The sequence below is a fragment of the Thalassococcus sp. genome, from assembly GCF_982780845.1.
In genome coordinates this window covers 39,553-59,715 of record NZ_CEYADA010000016.1, presented here as the reverse complement: position 1 = coordinate 59,715, position 20,163 = coordinate 39,553, and the positions used below count along the sequence as shown (strand labels likewise).

Here is a 20,163-nt window from a genome sequence, read left to right as displayed (position 1 = left end):
GCCTGTCGTTCGGTCCGCCGCAGGGTCTTTTCGATAGGGTTTTGCGTAAAAGTAATTTTTCGCAAATTTCGGGGTTGACCCTACCCGCCACTCTTTCTAGAAGCCCCCCCACAGTGGGCCGTTAGCTCAGTTGGTAGAGCAACTGACTTTTAATCAGTGGGTCGCAGGTTCGAATCCTGCACGGCTCACCACTTTCACCAGGCAAAAACAACAGCTTAGCGAAGGTGGTGCCCGCCCGGCGGGGCGGTGCGTTTCATAATTCGGTAGTTATCTAGTAGAGTTGCTCATCTGGGTGCCTAGCGAAACAAGTAGCGTTGTTCTGTATCCGTATCCAAGCCGATCCAACTGTAACAGGGATCGGCGGCGCCCAGCCTTAAGTGCAGCACCTGTCAGCCAAACACCAGAAATTGTGCTCATTACCTTTTAAATCATTCATTTTATTTGATAAGACACTCTAAGATAGGCCAATGATTAAATAATGTCCGGCTATAAGAACCTACACCCATAGCGAAAATTACACCATTGGGGTAAGAGTTTAGAGTGAAATTATGAAACTAATTATTCATTGCGGATTACATAAGACCGCAACAACGGCCTTCCAGAAAATCTGTAGTGACAATCGAGCACTATTGGCCGAAAATGCAATTTTGCATCCACACTATGACGAAACGAAACAGTATAGCAAATTAATGCACAAAATTTAGGCGGATGGCATTGACTCCTTTCGACTATTTTTACGTGAATGTATCAAATTACATCAGGCAAATATTGACACTATTCTTTTAAGTGGTGAAGATTTCGAAAACTGCCTTCTTGACACTGCAACGGCAATACAAATTGAAAATGAAGCACGCCATGCAGGCATTCAACAAGTAACTTGGATATTCGTTCATCGCCCCATGTATGAATACGTGGAATCTTTGCACTCAGAAATGAGCAAGCACGGAGTAGTGCTAGACAGGGCGACTATGATGAAAGCAGCGGAAACGCGCGGGACTCTTTTTGTATCCACTCAGCATTTTAATTATATATTCTCTTTAAATTACTGGCGGCATCAGAAAAATTTTTCTGAAGTAATTTCGGGAGAGGTAAACTCAATTTCTTTTAAAAAATATAAGACAGGGTTCGCTGGAAAGACTATTCTCCAATCTCTCCTTTCACCTGAGAGATTGGAAAATTTTGAAGGTGCGGCATTAATTCCAAAAACGTGTCTTAATGCTAGACTTCCTAAGGAGGCCATCGAGGAAAATTATATCGCAACTGCCTTGAAAATAGACGCGGCACTACGCGTGAAGTTTCCATACCGCTATTTATTACGTTTGCTCACTTATTTCAGACTTCGTGGCAAATGAACGCGAGCTAAGCTTGCCTGGGCTTCAATAAATATTCGAACTCGAGGACACTTCGCCGTGGTTCCTAGTGTAAGCTTCGGCCTTTCCCTTGCTGCAGGTGAAGTTACCCTTCTGCATTGCGTTCACCCAATCGGGTTCGCGCCTTAACGCACACCATCATGATCTTTTCCATCAAACTCAGTGATAGAGAGCCATGGTTGAGCACTAAGCTTCGACCAAGGCGCTCAAATTTTTAGCGAAGACCAGTGGCGCGAGTAACACTAGGACGATCAATGACGCGTCTACTGAGTGTCTTTCTGTGACCCCAGCCATCTGGAAATGGCGATCACGCGTGTCACGACGATCATGAAAATCAGAACGGATGTGATCAGGCTGAACACCGGCTGCACGACGGGCGAGAACAGATAGATGCGCTCGGACATGACCTCGGACAGGCCGCTGAACTCACTGAACCTGTAGACGATGCTTTCTGACGTATAGAGCAACGTAATGATCAGGCTGTCCCGCCATGTTGCGAAAAGGAGCACCCATTTTTCCTGCTCTTTAGAGACGCCCTCTATTTCTCGCGCTCTGCCATAGAAAACCATTGCGACCATAGCCACGCCAACCGCCAAAATCAGGCAGACGAAGGACAGGCCGTACATCGTGTTGCGAAATTCCGTTGATGCGATGATGTCGAAAATTCCACCCACACCGTTTACTCAATTCCTTAAAATTACTTACAAAATTAGAGGGCGCTCTTAAAATTGGGGCGCATGACCTTCACATAGCGCCCCAAACCCGCCTCAGCGGAACCACGTCCCGTAATCGCTGACCAAAAGATGCGTCGGGTCAACGTCTTCGTCTATTTCGGCGAAGCGGCCTATGGGTTCGCGGAAGATGTTGTCGGTTTCGTCATCGTTCACCGTCGACACTTCACCGATCAGAACGTCACCGCCTTCGCCCCAGAACGCGTGCCAATCCCCCGGCATCAGGGTCACGCTTTCCCCCGGACGCAAGACCAGCTTTTCACCGGCGGCGTAATCGCGGCGGATCCCGTCGCACCACACCGTGCCGCCCTGATCTTCGGCAAAGTTGCCTTGGTCATCGGAACCGAACAGTTCGATCACCAAATCCGCGCCACCGCGGTTAATGATATCCTCGGCCTTGATCACATGGGTGTGCATTGGCGACAACTGATCCTGACGGGAAATCAGCAGCTTTTCGGCATAACACATGCCGCCGCCCCGTTGCAGATCGGCCAGACGGCCATTGCGCAGGGTGAACAGGAACAGCCCCATCTCATCGAACCGCCCTGCCCCGTAATCGGTGATGTCCCAGCCGCAGCGCGCGTCGATCACATGGCGCGCCTCGGACTGGCGCGCGTGGAATTCGTCCGGCGTCCAATAGGCAAAAGGCGGCAGGGCAAAGCCGTGCTCCCGGATCAGATCATCTGCGGCGGCCATGATATCGTTGATGGTTGATCGCTTCATGCCGAACGGCTCCCCTGTGACGTTTGCGCTATCATAAACCTGATGCGCACCGTCTGGAAACCAGCTCGGTTCATGCTTGAACCCGAAGGCCATTCCTGATCCATTCCCCTCAAACGATTTGAAAGGCGAGTATATGATCATCCCTGCCCCGACTCTGGACCACGTGTGCGACCTCTATGTCGAACTGGATCCGATCACCGAAATGGGTCAGGGCCGCGCGGGACATCGCCGGATCATTCCGATCATAGGTGGTCGCGTTGAGGGACCAAAGCTGAACGGACGCATCCTGAACCTTGGCGCGGATTGGCAAACGGTGTTTGACGGCGGAATGGCCGAACTGGACACGCGCTATGCCATGGAAACCGACGACGGCGCGATCATCGAGATCATCAACTACGGCTACCGCCATGGTCCGGCCGAGGTGCTGGCCGCTGTGGCCCGTGGCGAAGACGTGCCCGTCAGCGACTATTACATGCGCACCCACGCGCGGCTTGAAACGGGCGATCCCCGCTATGAGTGGGTCAACCGCACGCTTTTTGTGGGCACAGGCGGCAGGCAGAAACAGTCGGTGAAGGTGTCCCTTTACGCAATCGCCTAAAAGAAAAGCCCCGCACGCGTGTGCGTCGGGGCTTTATCATCGGAAAGTCAGAGCCTTCAGCCCTTATCCTTCTCCAGCGCGTCAAGGCGGGCCTTTAGCGCTTCGTTTTCCTCGCGGGCTTTCTGGGCCATCGCGCGGACCGCGTCGAATTCTTCGCGGGTCACAAAATCACGATCCGCCAGCCAACGGTCCAGCATGGACTTCATAGCGGTCTCGGCTTCTTGCCGTGCGCCTTGGGCCACGCCCATCGCGTTGGTCATAAGTTGCGAAATATCGTCGAACACTTTGTTACGAGTCTGCATGGGGCTCTCTCTGCTGTAACACTTGATCCCTATATGGGGTGCAATGGCCCGACTCACAAGGTTGACTTAAGCCGCATCCCTTTGCACAGAGGCATCCATGGTTCCCGCAGCACTCAACTTCCCCGCCATTTCACCCGATGTGTTTTCCGTCTCATTGTTCGGAATGACCTTTGCTTTGCGCTGGTATGCACTGGCCTATATCGCGGGCATCCTGATCGGATGGCGGCTGGCTGTGATGGCGGTCAAACGCGCCGCCCTGTGGCGCGATGACACACCGCCCATGCCCCCTGAAAAGGTCGAAGAACTGCTGACCTGGATCATTCTGGGCGTCATTCTGGGTGGGCGGCTCGGGTTCGTGCTGTTTTACCAGCCCGCCTATTACCTTGCGAATCCCTTGCAGATCTTTGCGATCTGGCAGGGCGGCATGGCGTTTCACGGCGGTTTTCTGGGCGTGATTATCGCAGCCGTCGGTTTCTGCCTGAAGAACAAGATCAACATGGCCAAGACCGCCGATATGCTGGCGCTGGCCACACCGCCTGGGCTGTTGCTGGGGCGGATTGCGAATTTCATCAATGCCGAACTTTGGGGCCGTCAGACCGATCTGCCGTGGGGCGTGGTGTTTCCGGGCGAACTGGCGCAGGCCTGCGGCCAGCCCTTCGGCGAGCTTTGCGCCCGCCACCCGTCGCAGCTGTATGAAGCGGGGCTTGAGGGCTTGCTTCTGGGCATTGTCCTGCTCTGGCTGGTGTTCCGCAAAGGCGCGCTGAAAACGCCGCTTCTGACCACGGGCGTCTTTGTCATGGGCTATGGCATGGCGCGCTTTATCGTCGAATTTTTCCGCCAGCCTGATGTGCAGTTCCAGACACCCGACAACCCGTTGGGTCTGGCCTACCGGATTGGCGAGTTTGGCCTGACTATGGGGCAAACCCTGTCGCTACCGATGATCTTGTTCGGGCTCTACCTGATCCTGCGGGCGCGGCGCGCGGCATGAGCGGACTGCGCGATATCCTGACCTCGCGCATTGCGCAGACCGGCCCGATGAGCATCGCCGACTATATGGCTACCTGCCTGATGCATCCCGAACACGGGTACTACAGCACCCGCGATCCGTTCGGCGCGCAGGGCGATTTCATCACCGCGCCGGAAATCAGCCAGATGTTTGGCGAGCTTCTGGGCCTCTGCCTTGCGCAATGCTGGCTGGATCAGGGGGCGCCCAAGCCCTTTACACTCGCCGAACTCGGCCCCGGTCGCGGCACGCTGATGGCCGATATCCTGCGGGCGACCGCACGGGTGCCGGGCTTTCACGACGCCGCGAACATTCATCTGGTCGAGGCATCGCCGACCCTGCGGCAGGTGCAGGCCGAAACGCTCGAGGGCCACGCACCTGAATGGCACGACACCGTCACCGCCCTGCCCGATGCGCCATTGTTCCTAGTTGCGAACGAATTCTTTGATGCCCTGCCCATCCGCCAGTTCATCCGCGATGGCGACGGTTGGGCGGAACGTGTGATTGGATTGGCCGACGGTGAACTGGCCTTTGGCCGCACAGATGCCCTGCCGCTGTCGGAACTGGATCACCGGCTGGACGATACGAAAGACGGCGATCTGGTGGAAACCTGCACGCCTGCGCAAACGATCATGTCCCATATTGGCGCGATGATCGGTGCACACGGCGGTACGGCCCTGATCATCGACTATGGTGACTGGCGGTCTTTGGGCGATACGTTCCAGGCGCTTCAGGCGCAGAAAAAGGTCGGCCCGCTGGACAACCCCGGCAACGCCGATCTGACTGCCCATGTGGATTTCGAGGCCTTGGCGAAATCCTGCGCCCCCGCCGTGCACAGCCGCCTGACGCCCCAAGGGGTGTTTCTGGAACGGTTGGGCATTACGCCTCGTGCGCAGGCGCTTGCTGCGAAACTAAGCGGCGATGCGTTGGAAACCCATATTGCAGCACACCGCCGGTTGACCCACCCCGATGAAATGGGGTTGCTGTTCAAGGTAATCGGTATCACACCTGATGCATCGACGACTCCGCCCGGACTGGAACCATGACGCTTGAGATCATCACATCTGATAGTCTTTCACCCGTCCACCACGGGTTTTTTACCCGCAAGGGCGGCGCGTCTTCTGGCGTGTTCCACGGATTGAACTGTGGTGCGGGGTCTTCGGACCAGTCCGATATCGTGCAGATCAACCGCGACCGCGTGGCGAAGTCCATGGACGTGGCCGACCACAGTCTGGTGTTTGTCCATCAGATCCATTCGGCCGAGGTGGTGACCATCACAAACCCGATGGAGCCCAAAGCCCCCCGCCCCCGCGCGGACGCTATGGTGACAAACCAGCCGGGTCTGGCGCTGGCGATTTTGACGGCTGACTGCCAGCCGGTGCTGTTTGCCGACCCCAAGGCAGGCGTTGTTGGGGCGGCCCACGCCGGATGGCGCGGTGCGCTGGACGGCATTCTGGAAAACACCGTTGATGCTATGATCGCCCTTGGCGCGAACCGCGATAACATCACTGCGGTCGTCGGCCCGTCGATCAGCCAACGCGCCTATGAGGTCGGGCCAGAGTTTCTGGACGCCTTCCTGATGGAAGACCAAGCCAACGCCCGCTTCTTTGCCGGGGGGCAAGGTGACCGGATGCATTTCGACCTGCCCGCCTTCGGGCTGCACAAACTACGCTCTGCCGGAGTGAACGCGGAATGGACGCGCCATTGCACCTATTCCGATGCTGACCGCTTCTTTTCGTATCGCCGCGCGACCCACGCAAAAGAGGCCGATTATGGCAGGCTGATCTCGGTCATCCGGCTGTAACATCCGAAATCGGGCCTTATTCACGACACATTTCCCCAAATCACGTGGAAACAATCAGGCGCTTTGGGCCTGTTTGTTGCTGCTTTTGGCTAAAAACCGCGATTTTCCCGCGAAACCGGACAATGTGACGAAAACCGTCAAATTGTCTCGTTCTTGTCAAAACCCTGCCCCGATGGCCGGTCAAATTGTCTTTAACAACAAGATAAAAGCCTAATGGCAGGTTCAGGAGCAGCAAAATGAAAACTCGTACACGCTTTATCAAATCCGTTCTGAAAACAGCGGCAACAACCGAAACCAAGCTTCCTTGGGAACGCGGCGCCACACGTCAGGCGATGATCGCCAAGCGCGACGCGCAACCGGCAGCACAAAAACGGGCGTAATTTGGACAGCGATTCGGCTGACGCGCCGCGAAATGTGGCGCATTAGCTAGACCTACGAAAACAATTCCTCCCCTAAGAACCGGATTGGTCCGTTAACGTGGACCAGTTCGGTTTTTTTTTGACACAATTGCGGAAATAAGGCCAAAACATGGTCAACAAGTCGTAAACGTCCGTCTGTGATAGTTGGTGGGGACCAACATGGATGTGGCCAACCTTCGGGTGTTCACATGTCGAGTCTCCAGTTCAGCGGGCGTATCCGCGACAATGTTTCCGTACCGGTCCAACAGGGCCAGTTTACTCCATCGGATGGCGGCCGACCTCAGCGCAAACTCTCTCACCAGCGCAAATACGAGGTCGCCGCCCTGATGTCTGATCTCTCAATCGAAACCAAACAGGTTGTTGCTCCGGCCACGTCTGTTTTCGAAGACACCGCATCGGCCTTTGCCCGCGGCACCATTATCCCGACAGTCAGCGGCCCCGTCGCTGTAGAAGACCTGATCCCCGGCGATTTCGTCGAAACAGAACACGGCCCCGAACCCGTCGTCTGGATCGGATCAACGTCTTACGTTCCCAATATCGAAGGCACAGACAGCAGTCTGACAGGCCTGTACCGCAGCAACGCCGGTGCCTATGGCGATCACGGCCCGATCACCGACACGATGTTCGGCCCTGCCGCCCGTGTACGCTACCAGCGCGCCCATCTGCGCCCGCTGATCGGCAATGACAGCGTTCTGCTGCCCATGGCGGATATGATCGATGGCGACCGCCTGATCGAAATCACGCCTGCCAGCTCGGTCCAGATGTTCCACATCGCGCTGCGTCACCATGCGATGATCAACGTGGGCGGCGTCAGCGTCGAAACATATCACCCCGGCCCGAACATCAAACGCACTTTGGGCCCTGATCAGTACGACCAGTTCCTAAGCCTGTTCCCGAATGTTCATGATTTCGAAGACTTCGGCGAAATGGCCCTGCCCCGCACCCGTCTTGAGGTGATCCGGCAACTGACCTCGGGCTGACCCGAGGTCGCACACCGGACCAAATGCGTCAGGCCAATTGGGCCAGACGCTCTTCCAGTACATCAAACGGCACACCGGGTTCGTCCTTGGCACCGCGAATAACCAACGAGGTTTTGACGCTGGCCACGTTGGGCGTAGTCAAAAGCTCGGATGTCAGGAATGTCTGGAAGGTCGACAGATCCGGTGCCACGCATTTCAGGATGAAATCCACCTCGCCGTTCAGCATGTGGCATTCGCGAACCAGCGACCATTCATTGCAGCGTTCTTCAAACGCGGACAGGTCGGATTCAGCCTGACTTTGCAGACCCACCATCGCAAAAACCTGAACCTCGAAACCCAGTTCGCGGGGGTTAACCTCGGCGTGGTAGCCGCGAATGAACCCCTGTTCTTCCAGCGCGCGAACGCGACGCAAACAGGGCGGAGCCGAAATACCAACGCGCTTTGCAAGCTCGACGTTGGTCATGCGACCATCTGCTTGCAGCTCGGAAAGGATCTTGCGGTCAATCGGATCAAGCCTGTGGCTGGGCATGTGCCAGTATCTCCCAGAAATTTTGCGAAGTTATATCACGCCACCCATCACGCGCAATATTATTTCACTAAAGAGAAATTATCTTGCGCAAAAAATATTCAATGCGCCAACAGGTCTCTTTTCCGTGTGCAGCGTTTGCGCGGCGGTTGTTGCGGGCGTATATCCCAATCTGACTCGGAATATACAAGACGCGATCGGAGGCCGGCATGGCAGACACGAAACACACGAAGGTTCTTATCATCGGCTCTGGCCCGGCAGGGTATACCGCAGGTGTGTACGCCAGCCGCGCCATGCTGAATCCCGTTCTGGTGCAGGGCATCGAACCCGGCGGTCAGCTGACCACCACGACCGAAGTTGAAAACTGGCCGGGCCACACCGAAATCCAGGGTCCCGAACTGATGATCAACATGGAAGCGCACGCGCGCGCCATGGGCACCGAAATCATCGGCGACATCATCACCAAGCTGGAAACAGACAAGCGCCCCTTCGTAGCCCACGGCGACAGCGGCACGACCTACACGGCAGATGCCGTCATTCTGGCAACCGGCGCCCGCGCGAAATGGCTGGGTCTGGAAACAGAAGAAGAGTTCAAGGGCTTTGGCGTCTCTGCCTGTGCCACATGTGACGGCTTCTTCTATCGCGGTCAGGAAATCGTGGTCATCGGCGGCGGCAACACCGCTGTAGAAGAGGCGCTGTTCCTGACGAACTTTGCCTCCAAGGTCACGCTGATCCACCGCCGCGACACGCTGCGCGCGGAAAAAATCCTGCAGGATCGTCTGTTCAAGCACCCCAAGGTCGAAACCCTGTGGCACCACGAGCTGCACGAAGTCTTCGGTTCGGAGAACCCCAAGGGAGTTGAAGGCGTCCGCGCCAAAAACGTGAACACCGGCGAGATCACCGAAATCCCCTGTAAGGGTGTTTTCGTCGCGATCGGCCACGCGCCTGCGAACGAACTGGTCAAGGACGTGCTGGAAACACACATGGGCGGCTATGTCGTGACCAAACCGGACAGCACCGAAACTTCGATCCCCGGCATCTTTGCCGCGGGTGACCTGACGGATCACAAATACCGTCAGGCGGTCACATCGGCAGGCATGGGCTGCATGGCCGCGCTTGAGGCCGAGCGCTGGCTGGCAGATCACGAAGAGGCAGGCGAGCCTGCACCGGAAGCGGCCAACGAACCGGCAAGCGCCTGAAAATCTGATCGTTGAGACGATGAAAAGCCCGGCTTAGCCCGGGCTTTTTGCTTTGGGCCGGTTATGCGGCCTCGGCCATCCATTGTTCGGCTTTATCGCCGCCATAGACAAAACAAACGCGCAGCAAAAAGCACGTGACAGCGGTTTCGATGATCAGGTTCGTTTGGAACCGTGCCATTTCAGCAGTCGCGATCTCGTGCCGGATCAGAAAATATCCGACCGTCGCCAAAACAACCACCACAGCGCTTGTGATGATGTTGAAGGAATGGATCACAGGATTGCTTGGGGCTTCGCCATAGTGCGAACCATAGTGGTATCCGGCCGTCATCGCCGCCAGACAGGGCGGTACAAAATCAAGCATCGGAAAGCTGAGGCCCAGAACGCTGAGCGCGATCAGGATCAGGCCAAAGAAAAAGTTCGCGGCGACAAACACCGCTAGAACGCGAAGAATTCTACCCATTTTCCAATCCCGGCCCCATGACCCAGCAGCCACGTATCAATGCAGGATTCGATAAAACTTTACTTTTTTGTCCAAAGTAGGGCTGACCTCGGGTTGCATTTGGACATCTATTGGTTGTCGAACGTGGCCAGATTGCGGTCATTGCCTTTTGGTCACACCCCCACGCGATCTGCAAAAAACCGCGCAATTTTTCAGAAAAGGGTTTTCTGCGGCTGCAAAGGGTGACATGTGTTCACGCGTGAACACACATTGAGTCCACCTGATGAACGCACCCTCAGTCCCTACGCCGTCGCGGCCAGAAGACGACCAGCTGTTTCAGCTGTTGCGTCAGCTTGACCATGCGCCAGAGGCAAGCCAGCGCGCCACGGCAGAAGCCCTTGGCGTGTCGCTGGGTGGTTTGAACGCGCAATTGCGGTCTGCGACCGAAGCAGGGCTCATCACTGTCACCCAACGCAAGGGCAACGATCGCCGCCAGCGGTTCGCCTACGCTCTGACCCCTGCGGGTCACGATATGAAGGAACGTCTTGTTAAGTCCTTCCTGACACGGAAATTCGCCGAATACGCGGCCCTTCATACAGAGCTGACAGGTTCTGTTAAGGACCTCATCCCACTGAAGTACAGGAGCACCCTGATGCAATCCAACCTCGCGCCGATCCCCGAGCTGTACGTGTCCTACGACAGCGCCCAAAAGCTGAAAGTCGAAGCAGGCGAACTGGTGTCGCACGATCTGACACCGCGCCAGATTTGCGACCTTGAACTGCTGATGAACGGCGGCTTCAACCCGCTGAAGGGCTTCCTGACAGAAGAAGACTACAACGGCGTTGTTGAAAACATGCGTCTGGCAGATGGTTCGCTGTGGCCGATGCCGATCACTCTGGACGTTATGCCCGAGTATGCAGACACCATCGAAATCGGTCAGGACATTGCCCTGCGCGATCAGGAAGGCGTCATTCTGGCGACCATGACGGTCACCGACAAATGGGTCCCGAACAAAGCACGCGAAGCTGAAAAGGTGTTCGGCGCAGACGATCAGGCGCACCCTGCTGTTCACTACCTGCACAACATCGCGGGCGGTGTTTACCTTGGCGGCCCCGTGACAGGCATCCAACAGCCCGTTCACTACGATTTCCGTGGTCGTCGCGACACGCCGAACGAACTGCGCGCCCTGTTCCGCAAGCTGGGCTGGCGCAAGGTCGTTGCGTTCCAGACACGTAACCCGCTGCACCGTGCGCACCAGGAGCTGACCTTCCGAGCCGCACGCGAAGCACAGGCCAACCTGCTGATCCACCCCGTTGTGGGCATGACCAAGCCGGGCGACGTTGACCACTTCACCCGCGTTCGCTGCTACGAGGCGGTTCTGGACAAGTATCCGGCGGCCACAACGTCCATGTCGCTGCTGAACCTTGCCATGCGTATGGCTGGCCCGCGCGAAGCGGTCTGGCACGGCCTGATCCGCGCCAACCACGGCTGCACGCACTTCATCGTTGGTCGTGACCACGCTGGCCCCGGCAAGAACAGCGCAGGCGAAGATTTCTACGGCCCCTACGACGCGCAGGATCTGTTCCGTCAGTACGAAGATGAAATCGGCGTGAAAATGGTCGACTTCAAACACATGGTTTATGTGCAGGAACGCGCCCAGTACGAACCCGCCGACGAAATCGCGGATAAGGATGACGTGACCATCCTGAACATCTCCGGCACAGAACTGCGTCGCCGCCTGCAAGAGGGTCTTGAGATCCCCGAGTGGTTCTCGTTCCCCGAAGTTGTGACCGAACTGCGCAAAACCAAGCCGCCGCGTTCGCAGCAAGGTTTCACCGTGTTCTTCACCGGCTTCTCGGGTTCCGGCAAATCCACCATCGCGAACGCCCTTATGGTCAAACTGATGGAAATGGGTGGCCGCCCGGTGACGCTGCTGGATGGTGACATTGTTCGTAAGAACCTCAGCTCGGAACTCGGCTTCTCGAAAGAGCACCGCGACCTGAACATCCAGCGTATCGGCTACGTTGCCTCTGAGATCACCAAGAACGGTGGTATCGCGATCTGTGCGCCGATCGCACCCTATGCATCGACCCGTCGTCAGGTACGTGACGGCATCGAACAGTATGGTGCCTTCGTCGAAGTGCACGTCGCAACCTCGATCGAGGAATGCGAACGCCGCGACCGCAAGGGCCTGTACAAGCTGGCACGCGAAGGCAAGATCAAGGAATTCACAGGTATCTCCGATCCCTACGATGTCCCGGAAAACCCCGAACTGCGCGTCGAAACAGAAGGCACAGATGTCGACAACTGCGCGCATCAGGTTCTGCTGAAGCTGGAATCCATGGGCCTGATCGCAAGCTCGCGCCTGTAATCTGCAGCCTTATACTTTTCGGAAAAGCCGGTGCATCAGCGCCGGCTTTTTTGCTTTCGCCGAAGCTTTGGGCGCACCTGCCAAAAACACGCAATTCAGCCGTATGATTTTTGCAACAAACCCGTATCCCGATACCCCAATGTGCCGAATGACACACATTGCAGAACGGAAATGTATACACCCGACCTCATAAGAAATTGCGACGCAGGCTTTGGCTAGGCAGCGCAAAATATTTTCACGAGGGGACCCATGAAGAAATCTATCTATGCAGCCATCGGCCTGACTTTATTGGCAAGCACGGCAGTCGCCCAATCTGCCACGTACACCTGCGACGACCTCAGCGCGCCAACCAGTCTTTACTTCGCAAACATTTCGATGGAAGCCGGTGACACGCTTAACTTCAGCAATCTGGAAGAAAACGCCTGCTTTTTCGTGAACTCTGGCATTTCGATCGCGGCACCCAGCTCATGTTCGACCAGCAGTTTCACGGCGCCAACGGCCGGTGAATACTACGTATCCCTGCTTTATCAAATGCCTCCGGGCTTCTTGCCGCCCGACGCTAAGGCAAATGCAGTCTCATCTACGCAAATGGTTCCCCCCGGTACCGTTCAGTGTACGCCCGCTTCAGTATCCAACCCCGGCCTCACGCAGGGCAAAGCCTCTGCAACTGGTGCAGGAAGCTCGACCAGCGCGATTGAAGAAGCCATCGACAACGCCCTTGGCGGCACAACAGGCGGCGCGCGCCTGACCCGCAATGGCGTGTTCCTGTCGACGCAAGGCAAAGGCAGCACCGCCCGCGCATGGGGATCGCTGCACGCCCGTCAGTTCTCGGGCGATGTGGATGGCAAAAGCCTTGAGTTCACGCTGGGCATGGACACGCTTGTCGCGCCGTCGACCCGCGTCGGTCTGATCCTGTCGAAAGGCCGCTCTGATCTGGATGTGAATGGCAGCAGCGTCGACATCGACTCTTTGTCCTTCGGCCCCTACGTGTCGCACAAACTGTCTGACATCTACGAACTGTCCGCCTTTGTGGTCATGTCCAAGCCCGAGTACGACATCGACGGCACCGAATATGACGCCAAGCGTCTGAGCGGCGGGATCAAGTTCGATGCCGATTACACGCTGGGCCAGACCGAGGTGAATTCCTACGCCAGCCTGACCGGTTTCTCGGAAAAACACCCTGAGGTGACAATCGACGGCACCAATGTGGACGGCCACACCGTGTCATCGCTTTTGGGCGCGATCGGCACCAAGGCGATCTTCAACTCAGGCAAACCGCTGCGCCCCTATCTGGGTGTGGGCGTGGACATGCGGAAGTTCGACGATGGCATCAACGATGTGCAGGAATTCGCATCGCCGCGCGTGAACGCTGGTTTCAGCTATGAAGGGGCCGCCGGCACGCTGTCGCTTGATCTGTCGGGCGGTCAAATTCTGGAAGACACCCGCGATGCCAGCATGCGCCTGAGCTACCAGATGGACTTCTGAAGCCCCTAAAATTTTACACAAAGGCCGCCGATTTTCCGGCGGCCTTTTTTGTTGCGACCCAGTGGCGGAAAGCCTCTGTAAAGTAATTTGGGGAAAATTGGCGGCATCGTTGCTGACAGAAGGTTGCCAATGCTGTTCCGTGCCCTGTGCTCTGTTGTTGCCCTGTGTCTCTCGATGGTGGCAACCCATGCCGAAACCGTGCAAAGCGCGGGTATCCTGCCCGTCATTTCCACACGCGGTTCCCTTCTGCCGGTCTCTCACTCTGACGCGTCCATCGCGACGCGCAGATCGGCCAGTTTGTTTCTCGATAAATCCGCCGGTGGTCTGTTTGCACCCATTGCCCCCCGCCCTGCCCCGCAACCCTTTGGCAGCGTCCACGATCAGGTGCAGGGCATCCTTGACCTGATCGCCCGCGCCGAAGCCGGACCAAAGGGCTATGACGCGGTGCAATATGGCGCGAAAATCCAGCCACGCAGACCGCCCACGCAACTCACGCTGGCCGAGATCGAAACATGGACGCGCAGCACCCCGCGCCAGCAACATGCAATCGGCCGCTATCAATTCATCCCCGCCACCCTGCGCCGCTTGGTCAAGGATCAGGGGCTGACACCCGACACGCGCTTTTCACCGCAAGTGCAGGATCAACTGGCGCACCAGTTACTGGTCGAGGCAGGCCTGAACGCCTTTACCAACGGCACCATGACCCGCGGGGATTTCATGCTGAACCTAGCGAAAATCTGGGCCGGTCTGCCCACCGCGACGGGGCGGTCCTATTACAAAGGCGTCGCGAACAACAAAGCCACGATTAGCTGGGATCACTTCTATCGCGAAATCACCGCGCTGTTTCCGGGGCTGGCATGAAAAAGCCCGCACAAGGCGGGCTTTGCATCGTCATATCTGTGTGGCGCTTAATGCACCGCAACAGGGGCCAGATCGTTCTGCCGCGCAAGGATGAAGGCCATCTTGCGATCCGCGACCAGCGCGATCCGTTCGCCATCAGCGTTATGAACCGCATAAAGCTGCTCTGCGCCTTCGGCCTGTTCCTGTACGTCCAGCGGCAGGTCGGCGGTTGCCACACGACGGACATAGACCGTGCGACCGTCATCAAGGGATTTGAAATCGAACTTTGTCTGCATGGCTTAGTCCTTTCTGATCTTGATGGTTTGAATAACTGTGTCGGGACGCTGTCTTTTCAAATCGACATGCAACAGACCGTTTTCCATCTGCGCGTCACCAACCTCGACCCCGTCGGCCAACACAAAGCTGCGTTGAAACTGGCGCGAGGCGATTCCACGGTGCAGGAAGATGCGCTCGCGCACGTCCTCTTGCTGGCGTCCACGGATCACCAACTGCCGGTCCTCGACCGTGATCGACAGATCATCTTCGGAAAAGCCCGCAACCGCCAAAGTGATGCGGTACGAATCCTCGCCGGTTTGTTCAATGTTGAAAGGGGGATAGCCCTCACTGGACTTGGCAGTGCGCTCCAGCAGCTGCTCAAGTTGTTCGAAACCCAGCATGTGCGGGTATGAACCAAATGTCATTTTCGTCATCGACGCATCCTCGTTGCAAGCGACCGTCTGGTTTACGGGCCCCAAGTTGGCGACCCTGCAGAAGAAATATGGGTGTCTCTTTGCACTTTCGCAAGCCCATGCGGCGCGGAAGCCTCTTTGCCGCGCGTTAAAGAAGCGTTATTCTGACATCTCAGACGTGAAACGGACCTGCCTTATGAACGCCCCGAACGATCTCTCCATGAAAACCGAAGAAGTTCTGCGTGTAGAACTTGCCGTTTTTCGCCGCGAACACAGGGATCTGGACGAAGCGATCCGCGCCCTTCAGGAAACCGGCCGTGCCGATGCCCTGACCTTGCAGCGCCTCAAGAAGAAAAAACTGGCCCTGAAAGACCAGATTGCCCTGATTGAAGACCGTCTGACCCCCGATATCATCGCCTGACGTTGCGCAAGACCGCATTCTGTTTATAAGCCACCCCAAGACCTGCATCACGGAAAGGGCAAGCTATGGCAGACGCAGCCACCGTCAAAGTCGGCATCATCATGGGCAGCCAATCGGACTGGCCCACAATGAAAGAAGCCGCCGACATGCTGGACGCGCTGGAAATCCCGCACGAGATCAAAATCGTGTCAGCACATCGGACGCCCGACCGCCTGTGGGACTACGGCAAAACCGCCGTTGATCGCGGCCTTCACGTGATCATCGCAGGCGCCGGCGGTGCCGCACACCTGCCCGGCATGATGGCGTCGAAAACCCGCGTGCCTGTCATCGGCGTGCCGGTTCAGACGCGCGCCCTGTCTGGTGTGGATAGCCTCTATTCCATCCTGCAAATGCCGCGCGGTTTTCCTGTGGCCACCATGGCAATCGGTGCAGCCGGTGCCGCCAATGCAGGCTTGATGGCTGCGGGTATTCTGGCGGTGAATGACGCGGCACTTGCCGCCCGTCTGGACAAGTGGCGCGCAGACCTGTCAGCGTCGATCGCGGACGAGCCCGAGCGCGGCTTACCCACTGAATAAGAACGATATACCTGAAATATCCAACCTTCCGTCAAGGCAAATCACCATGGCAAATCCCCTTCCCCAAGGCAGCACAATCGGCATCATCGGCGGTGGTCAGTTGGGCCGTATGCTTTCTGTTGCGGCCAGCCGCTTGGGCCTGAAAAGCCATATCTTCGAACCCGGTGCGAACCCGCCTGCGGGTCAGGTTGCAGATCAGGTGACGACCGGCGCCTATGACGACGCAGACGCGCTGAAACGCTTTGCCGAAGCGGTCGATGTCATCACTTATGAGTTCGAAAACATCCCGACCGAAGCACTGGATATCCTGAGCGCGATCCGCCCGATCCATCCGGGCCGTGAAGCGCTCCGCGTGTCGCAGGATCGCCTGACCGAAAAGACATTCCTGAACGATCTGGGCCTGCAAACGGCACCCTTCGCCGACATCACCGACGCAGACAGCCTGAACGCCGCTTTGGCAGACATCGGCACGCCTGCGATCCTCAAAACCCGCCGTTTCGGGTATGACGGCAAAGGTCAGGCGCGGATCATGTCGCCGGACGATGCGGATAAGGCGCTGGCAGACATGGCTGGCGCGCCTGCGATTCTGGAAGGCTTCGTTGATTTCAGCCACGAAGTGTCGGTCATCGCCGCCCGCGCCGCTGATGGGTCGGTGTCCTGCTATGATCCCGGTGAAAACGTCCACAAAGACGGCATCCTAGACACCACAACCGTGCCCGCCCGCCTGACGCCGGGCCACCGTCAGGATGCGGTTCTGCTTGCCGCTAAGATCCTGAATGCGCTGGATTATGTTGGTGTGATGGGGGTCGAGCTGTTTGTGACGCCCAAGGGGCTGATCGTGAACGAAATCGCGCCGCGCGTTCATAACTCGGGCCACTGGACGCAGAACGGCTGTGCCGTGGACCAGTTCGAACAGCATATCCGCGCTGTCGCGGGTTGGCCGTTGGGCGATGGCCAGCGTCACTCTGATGTGGTGATGGAGAACCTGATCGGCCACGATCTGGACCGCGTTCCCGAACTGGCGACCCAGCCGGACACCGCAATTCACCTGTACGGCAAGGCCGATGTGAAAGCGGGCCGCAAGATGGGTCACATCAACCGCATCGTCCGTAAGTAGTTCTAACCAAAGAACCTTTCGGCAACTGCCCCGCGCATATAGCTGACCTGACCACCGGCGAGAGCAGCCGCGATACGGTTGTTCTGGTCCAGCACGACCAGATCGGCACGCTTGCCATTGGCGATCGCGCCACGATCATCCAGCCCCATGATGCGCGCAGGCCCGGACGACACCAACGCCCAGCCCGTGGCCCAGTCGCAAACGCCGTCGTTGATCAGCTTCAGCGCCGCGTTGCCCAGCGATTGGTAGTGGTAATCCGACGCCAGTGCATCACACAGCCCCGCCCCCACCAGATCAATCGCCGATACGTTGCCTTTGTGGCTGGCCCCGCGCATCACGTTCGGCGCGCCCATTACCACGCCGTCGCACATCGCTTTCGCTGCCTCGGCGGCCTCAAACGTTTCAGGGAACTCCGCAATGGTCACTCCACGCGCTTTGGCCTGATCACGGTCCGCGCGCGTGCTGTCGTCATGGCTGCCCAACCGAACGCCACGGGCGCGAAGCCGTTCCGCCAGCGCATCCAGCGCGGCAGGCACGTCTGGGCCAAGTGCATGAAGGGATTGCATATATTCCAGATGACGCTCGGGTGAGCGGCCACTTTTCAGCGCCTGACCGTTCAACTGCTTGGGCCTGCGTCCATCGGCCAGACGGTCGTGCTGAAGATGGTCGTTGAACACCAGATAATCGATTTCATGGGCGTCCAACTCGGCCTCGGCGGCAGCAAATTCGGCCAGAAGATGTGTTTCAAGACGCAGCTGAATACGCAGATCGGTGGCGAAATCGGCCTTCAGATCGGAAATCGCGGCAAAAACCTTACGTGCGAATTCAGGCCCGCGCATGCCGCCTTCCCAGCTCCAGAATTGCGCCAGATAGGCGGTTGTGATCCCGCTTGAGGCCAGTTCAGCCTCGACCGAGGCAATCCCCCCCCGCGGGTCCAGCATCGCGCCACGACGGGGCGCGACATGGCGTTCGAACCCGTCACCGTGCAGATCGATCATACCGGGAAGCAGGCGATAACCGCTTAGGTCAACCGCGCGTCCATCCGCATCGGCGTTCAGCACGCCGCCCGCCACACCCACGCTATCCGTGGTCCAGCCCTCGGGTTTCAGCACTTCGGCGTTTTCAAATCTCAGCGTCAGGGACATCGCACAACCACCTTACGTTCCGCGCCCTGATAAGCCGGAAGTCAGCCGCGCGAAAGCCCCCTTTGGCGCGGCACAACCGACAGCGCGACGCCACCCAGAACGATGGCCGAGGCCATGGCAAAGGACCAAGACACCGCTTCAGACAGGAAAAGCCAGCCGCCCAGCGTGGCGATCACCGGCACGGTCAATTGCGCAACCGACGCGGTGGTCGCTGACAGCTTTGGCAGCACAGCATACCACAATGCATAGCCCATCCCCGACGTGATCGCCCCCGACAAAACCGCCAATATGACACCCTGTTTTGTCATTTCGCCAACCCCAACTAACAACCAGACAATCAAAATTGCCGGAGTAGCGAGAATAAAGTTCGCGCCGGTGTTTTGCAGCGCATCTTTGGCTTTGCGACCGATCAACGAATAAATTCCCCAGCCAATACCCGATGCAGCCATCAGCAGACCGTGGAAAACGCTGACCTGAACCGCGCTTCCGGGCCACAAAAGCCAGGCCAGACCACCAAAGGCCATCGCGGCCCCTGCCCATCTGGTAAACGGTGGGCGTTCCCCGCCGATAAGCGCGCCTGCGAACATTGTGATCTGCACGCAGCCGAACAGGATCAGCGCGCCGATGCCTGTGTCGATGCCCACGTAGGACAGGGAAAACGCCGCCATATAGAGCAGCAAGGACAAGACGCCTGTCACGCGGCCTTCACCGCCCAAAGCGACCGATCCGCGCGACAGAATGCACAGCAACGCAAGCATCGCCCCGCCAGCGGCCATGCGGATTGTGCTGTAGCCCATCGCGTCCATGTCGCCGTTTACCAGCGCCATGCGGCCAAAGACCGAGTTCGCGGCAAAGGCCACCATCACCACGACGGTCAGCGCAAGCAATTGCATCACAGGCCCTCAAACGCCTTGGGATAGACCAATGTACCCGCACCGGCGGGCCCCGCGACAAGCGTGTGATCCACCGGATAGGGCGACGTCAGCCCCTCGGCCATGCGGAATCCGCAGCGTTGGTAGAACGCCGGATCGCCCAGAACGACAACAGTTTGCCCCGTCTGTTCGGCCCAGCCCACCAGCCAGCGCATCATGCGGCGGCCAAGGCCCTTTCCGTGGTGATCCGGATCAACGGCTACGGGGGCAAGGCACAGCCAGCCCTTCGGCCCCTGCATTTGGGACAGTGCATAGTAACCAAGCAAAGTGTCACCGTCGGCCAGCAACTGTTCGCCCGCCATCGCGCCCGATTTACGCAGCTTGGCGACCAGTCGCGCCTCTTCGTCAGAGGGGAACGCGCGGTGCAGCAGCGCCTCGGCTGCGGGTTCTTCGCCGCGGCGCAATTCGCGCAATGTGCCGGATAGAAACATAAATCCCCCTTCTGGACCGTCGGTGTTGCCCCGACACTGCCCAAGATCGCGCCAAGGTACCAG

General features: G+C 57.7%; 24 protein-coding genes and 1 tRNA gene. 15 read left to right on the top strand and 10 right to left on the bottom strand.

The features are described 5' to 3' along the window. Nucleotides 1-115: 115 nt before the first annotated feature. Both AC4FIA_RS15880 and AC4FIA_RS15875 read left to right on the top strand, forming a co-directional pair. Nucleotides 116-191: transfer RNA gene (locus AC4FIA_RS15880), tRNA-Lys, on the top strand. 777 nt (nt 192-968) lie between these two features. After that, nucleotides 969-1,352: a hypothetical protein gene (locus AC4FIA_RS15875; protein ID WP_490366656.1), complete on the top strand. Its 384-nt coding sequence runs from the start codon at nt 969-971 to the stop codon at nt 1,350-1,352. Nucleotides 1,353-1,633: 281 nt separating this feature from the next. Here AC4FIA_RS15875 and AC4FIA_RS15870 read toward each other — a convergent pair whose 3' ends face one another. Together AC4FIA_RS15870 and AC4FIA_RS15865 are read right to left on the bottom strand one after the other, a co-directional pair. Beyond that, entirely contained in the window at nt 1,634-1,879 is a 246-nt protein-coding gene (locus AC4FIA_RS15870; RefSeq protein WP_490366655.1) for a hypothetical protein, read from the bottom strand. Nucleotides 1,880-2,137: 258 nt separating this feature from the next. After that, entirely contained in the window at nt 2,138-2,824 is a 687-nt protein-coding gene (locus AC4FIA_RS15865) for a D-lyxose/D-mannose family sugar isomerase (protein ID WP_490366696.1), read from the bottom strand. Nucleotides 2,825-2,957: 133 nt separating this feature from the next. Between AC4FIA_RS15865 and AC4FIA_RS15860 the strand changes: the two genes are divergently transcribed. Continuing rightward, nucleotides 2,958-3,422 (top strand): DUF3237 domain-containing protein, encoded by a 465-nt coding sequence (locus AC4FIA_RS15860; protein WP_490366654.1) that lies wholly within the window; start codon nt 2,958-2,960, stop codon nt 3,420-3,422. Nucleotides 3,423-3,478: 56 nt separating this feature from the next. Here AC4FIA_RS15860 and AC4FIA_RS15855 read toward each other — a convergent pair whose 3' ends face one another. Further along, entirely contained in the window at nt 3,479-3,724 is a 246-nt protein-coding gene (locus AC4FIA_RS15855) for an accessory factor UbiK family protein (protein WP_103911304.1), read from the bottom strand. A gap of 97 nt (nt 3,725-3,821) precedes the next feature. On the opposite strand from AC4FIA_RS15855, the gene lgt reads away from it, so the two are divergent. From lgt to AC4FIA_RS15830, 5 genes are all read left to right on the top strand, one after another. After that, a complete protein-coding gene (lgt, locus tag AC4FIA_RS15850; RefSeq protein ID WP_490366653.1) occupies nt 3,822-4,712 on the top strand; it encodes a prolipoprotein diacylglyceryl transferase in 891 nt (296 codons plus the stop codon). After that, a complete protein-coding gene (locus AC4FIA_RS15845; RefSeq protein ID WP_490366652.1) occupies nt 4,709-5,773 on the top strand; it encodes a class I SAM-dependent methyltransferase in 1,065 nt (354 codons plus the stop codon). Before lgt ends, AC4FIA_RS15845 begins: the two co-directional genes overlap by 4 nt. Further along, entirely contained in the window at nt 5,770-6,531 is a 762-nt protein-coding gene (gene pgeF / locus AC4FIA_RS15840) for a peptidoglycan editing factor PgeF (protein WP_490366651.1), read from the top strand. The genes AC4FIA_RS15845 and pgeF overlap by 4 nt, the downstream gene beginning before the upstream one ends. A gap of 236 nt (nt 6,532-6,767) precedes the next feature. Next, nucleotides 6,768-6,911 (top strand): hypothetical protein, encoded by a 144-nt coding sequence (locus tag AC4FIA_RS15835; protein WP_200813233.1) that lies wholly within the window; start codon nt 6,768-6,770, stop codon nt 6,909-6,911. Nucleotides 6,912-7,138: 227 nt separating this feature from the next. Further along, the gene (locus AC4FIA_RS15830; protein WP_490366650.1) at nt 7,139-7,930 is read left to right on the top strand and encodes a Hint domain-containing protein; all 792 of its coding nucleotides are present in this window, start codon (nt 7,139-7,141) and stop codon (nt 7,928-7,930) included. Nucleotides 7,931-7,958: 28 nt separating this feature from the next. Here the strand turns inward: AC4FIA_RS15830 and AC4FIA_RS15825 are convergent, their stop codons facing one another. Beyond that, nucleotides 7,959-8,459, bottom strand: coding sequence for an Lrp/AsnC family transcriptional regulator (locus tag AC4FIA_RS15825; RefSeq protein WP_490366649.1), 501 nt, complete (start codon nt 8,457-8,459; stop codon nt 7,959-7,961). Between the two features lie 206 nt (nt 8,460-8,665). Here AC4FIA_RS15825 and trxB point away from each other — a divergent pair, with 206 nt between their 5' ends. Beyond that, the gene (gene trxB / locus AC4FIA_RS15820; RefSeq protein WP_103911310.1) at nt 8,666-9,655 is read left to right on the top strand and encodes a thioredoxin-disulfide reductase; all 990 of its coding nucleotides are present in this window, start codon (nt 8,666-8,668) and stop codon (nt 9,653-9,655) included. A gap of 61 nt (nt 9,656-9,716) precedes the next feature. Here trxB and AC4FIA_RS15815 read toward each other — a convergent pair whose 3' ends face one another. After that, entirely contained in the window at nt 9,717-10,115 is a 399-nt protein-coding gene (locus tag AC4FIA_RS15815; protein WP_490366648.1) for a hypothetical protein, read from the bottom strand. A gap of 262 nt (nt 10,116-10,377) precedes the next feature. Here AC4FIA_RS15815 and AC4FIA_RS15810 point away from each other — a divergent pair, with 262 nt between their 5' ends. The 3 genes from AC4FIA_RS15810 (at nt 10,378) to AC4FIA_RS15800 (ending at nt 14,811) form a co-directional block, all read left to right on the top strand. Then, nucleotides 10,378-12,465 carry a bifunctional sulfate adenylyltransferase/adenylylsulfate kinase gene (locus tag AC4FIA_RS15810; protein WP_490366647.1) on the top strand — a complete coding sequence of 696 codons (2,088 nt, stop codon included), beginning with the start codon at nt 10,378-10,380 and terminating at the stop codon, nt 12,463-12,465. 249 nt (nt 12,466-12,714) lie between these two features. Next, on the top strand, nt 12,715-13,950 hold the full coding sequence (locus AC4FIA_RS15805; RefSeq protein WP_490366646.1) for an autotransporter outer membrane beta-barrel domain-containing protein: 1,236 nt from the start codon (nt 12,715-12,717) through the stop codon (nt 13,948-13,950). Nucleotides 13,951-14,079: 129 nt separating this feature from the next. Further along, nucleotides 14,080-14,811, top strand: a complete 732-nt coding sequence (locus tag AC4FIA_RS15800) for a lysozyme family protein (protein ID WP_490366645.1) — start codon at nt 14,080-14,082, stop codon at nt 14,809-14,811. Between the two features lie 47 nt (nt 14,812-14,858). On the opposite strand, the gene AC4FIA_RS15795 is transcribed toward AC4FIA_RS15800, so the two are convergent. Both AC4FIA_RS15795 and AC4FIA_RS15790 read right to left on the bottom strand, forming a co-directional pair. Further along, nucleotides 14,859-15,086, bottom strand: a complete 228-nt coding sequence (locus AC4FIA_RS15795; protein ID WP_103911317.1) for a DUF1150 family protein — start codon at nt 15,084-15,086, stop codon at nt 14,859-14,861. Nucleotides 15,087-15,089: 3 nt separating this feature from the next. Beyond that, nucleotides 15,090-15,500 carry an Hsp20 family protein gene (locus tag AC4FIA_RS15790; RefSeq protein ID WP_103911492.1) on the bottom strand — a complete coding sequence of 137 codons (411 nt, stop codon included), beginning with the start codon at nt 15,498-15,500 and terminating at the stop codon, nt 15,090-15,092. Between the two features lie 175 nt (nt 15,501-15,675). Here AC4FIA_RS15790 and AC4FIA_RS15785 point away from each other — a divergent pair, with 175 nt between their 5' ends. The 3 genes from AC4FIA_RS15785 (at nt 15,676) to AC4FIA_RS15775 (ending at nt 17,592) form a co-directional block, all read left to right on the top strand. Next, the gene (locus AC4FIA_RS15785; RefSeq protein WP_488048428.1) at nt 15,676-15,900 is read left to right on the top strand and encodes a YdcH family protein; all 225 of its coding nucleotides are present in this window, start codon (nt 15,676-15,678) and stop codon (nt 15,898-15,900) included. A gap of 65 nt (nt 15,901-15,965) precedes the next feature. Next, the gene (gene purE / locus AC4FIA_RS15780; protein WP_490366644.1) at nt 15,966-16,475 is read left to right on the top strand and encodes a 5-(carboxyamino)imidazole ribonucleotide mutase; all 510 of its coding nucleotides are present in this window, start codon (nt 15,966-15,968) and stop codon (nt 16,473-16,475) included. 46 nt (nt 16,476-16,521) lie between these two features. After that, nucleotides 16,522-17,592 carry a 5-(carboxyamino)imidazole ribonucleotide synthase gene (locus tag AC4FIA_RS15775; RefSeq protein WP_490366643.1) on the top strand — a complete coding sequence of 357 codons (1,071 nt, stop codon included), beginning with the start codon at nt 16,522-16,524 and terminating at the stop codon, nt 17,590-17,592. Between the two features lie 2 nt (nt 17,593-17,594). On the opposite strand, the gene AC4FIA_RS15770 is transcribed toward AC4FIA_RS15775, so the two are convergent. The 3 genes from AC4FIA_RS15770 to AC4FIA_RS15760 are packed head-to-tail and all read right to left on the bottom strand — an operon-like array spanning nt 17,595 to nt 20,100. Continuing rightward, nucleotides 17,595-18,737: an alpha-D-ribose 1-methylphosphonate 5-triphosphate diphosphatase gene (locus tag AC4FIA_RS15770; RefSeq protein ID WP_490366642.1), complete on the bottom strand. Its 1,143-nt coding sequence runs from the start codon at nt 18,735-18,737 to the stop codon at nt 17,595-17,597. 41 nt (nt 18,738-18,778) lie between these two features. After that, entirely contained in the window at nt 18,779-19,630 is an 852-nt protein-coding gene (locus AC4FIA_RS15765; protein ID WP_490366641.1) for a DMT family transporter, read from the bottom strand. Then, a complete protein-coding gene (locus AC4FIA_RS15760) occupies nt 19,630-20,100 on the bottom strand; it encodes a GNAT family N-acetyltransferase (RefSeq protein ID WP_490366640.1) in 471 nt (156 codons plus the stop codon). The genes AC4FIA_RS15765 and AC4FIA_RS15760 overlap by 1 nt, the downstream gene beginning before the upstream one ends. Nucleotides 20,101-20,163 lie beyond the last annotated feature (63 nt).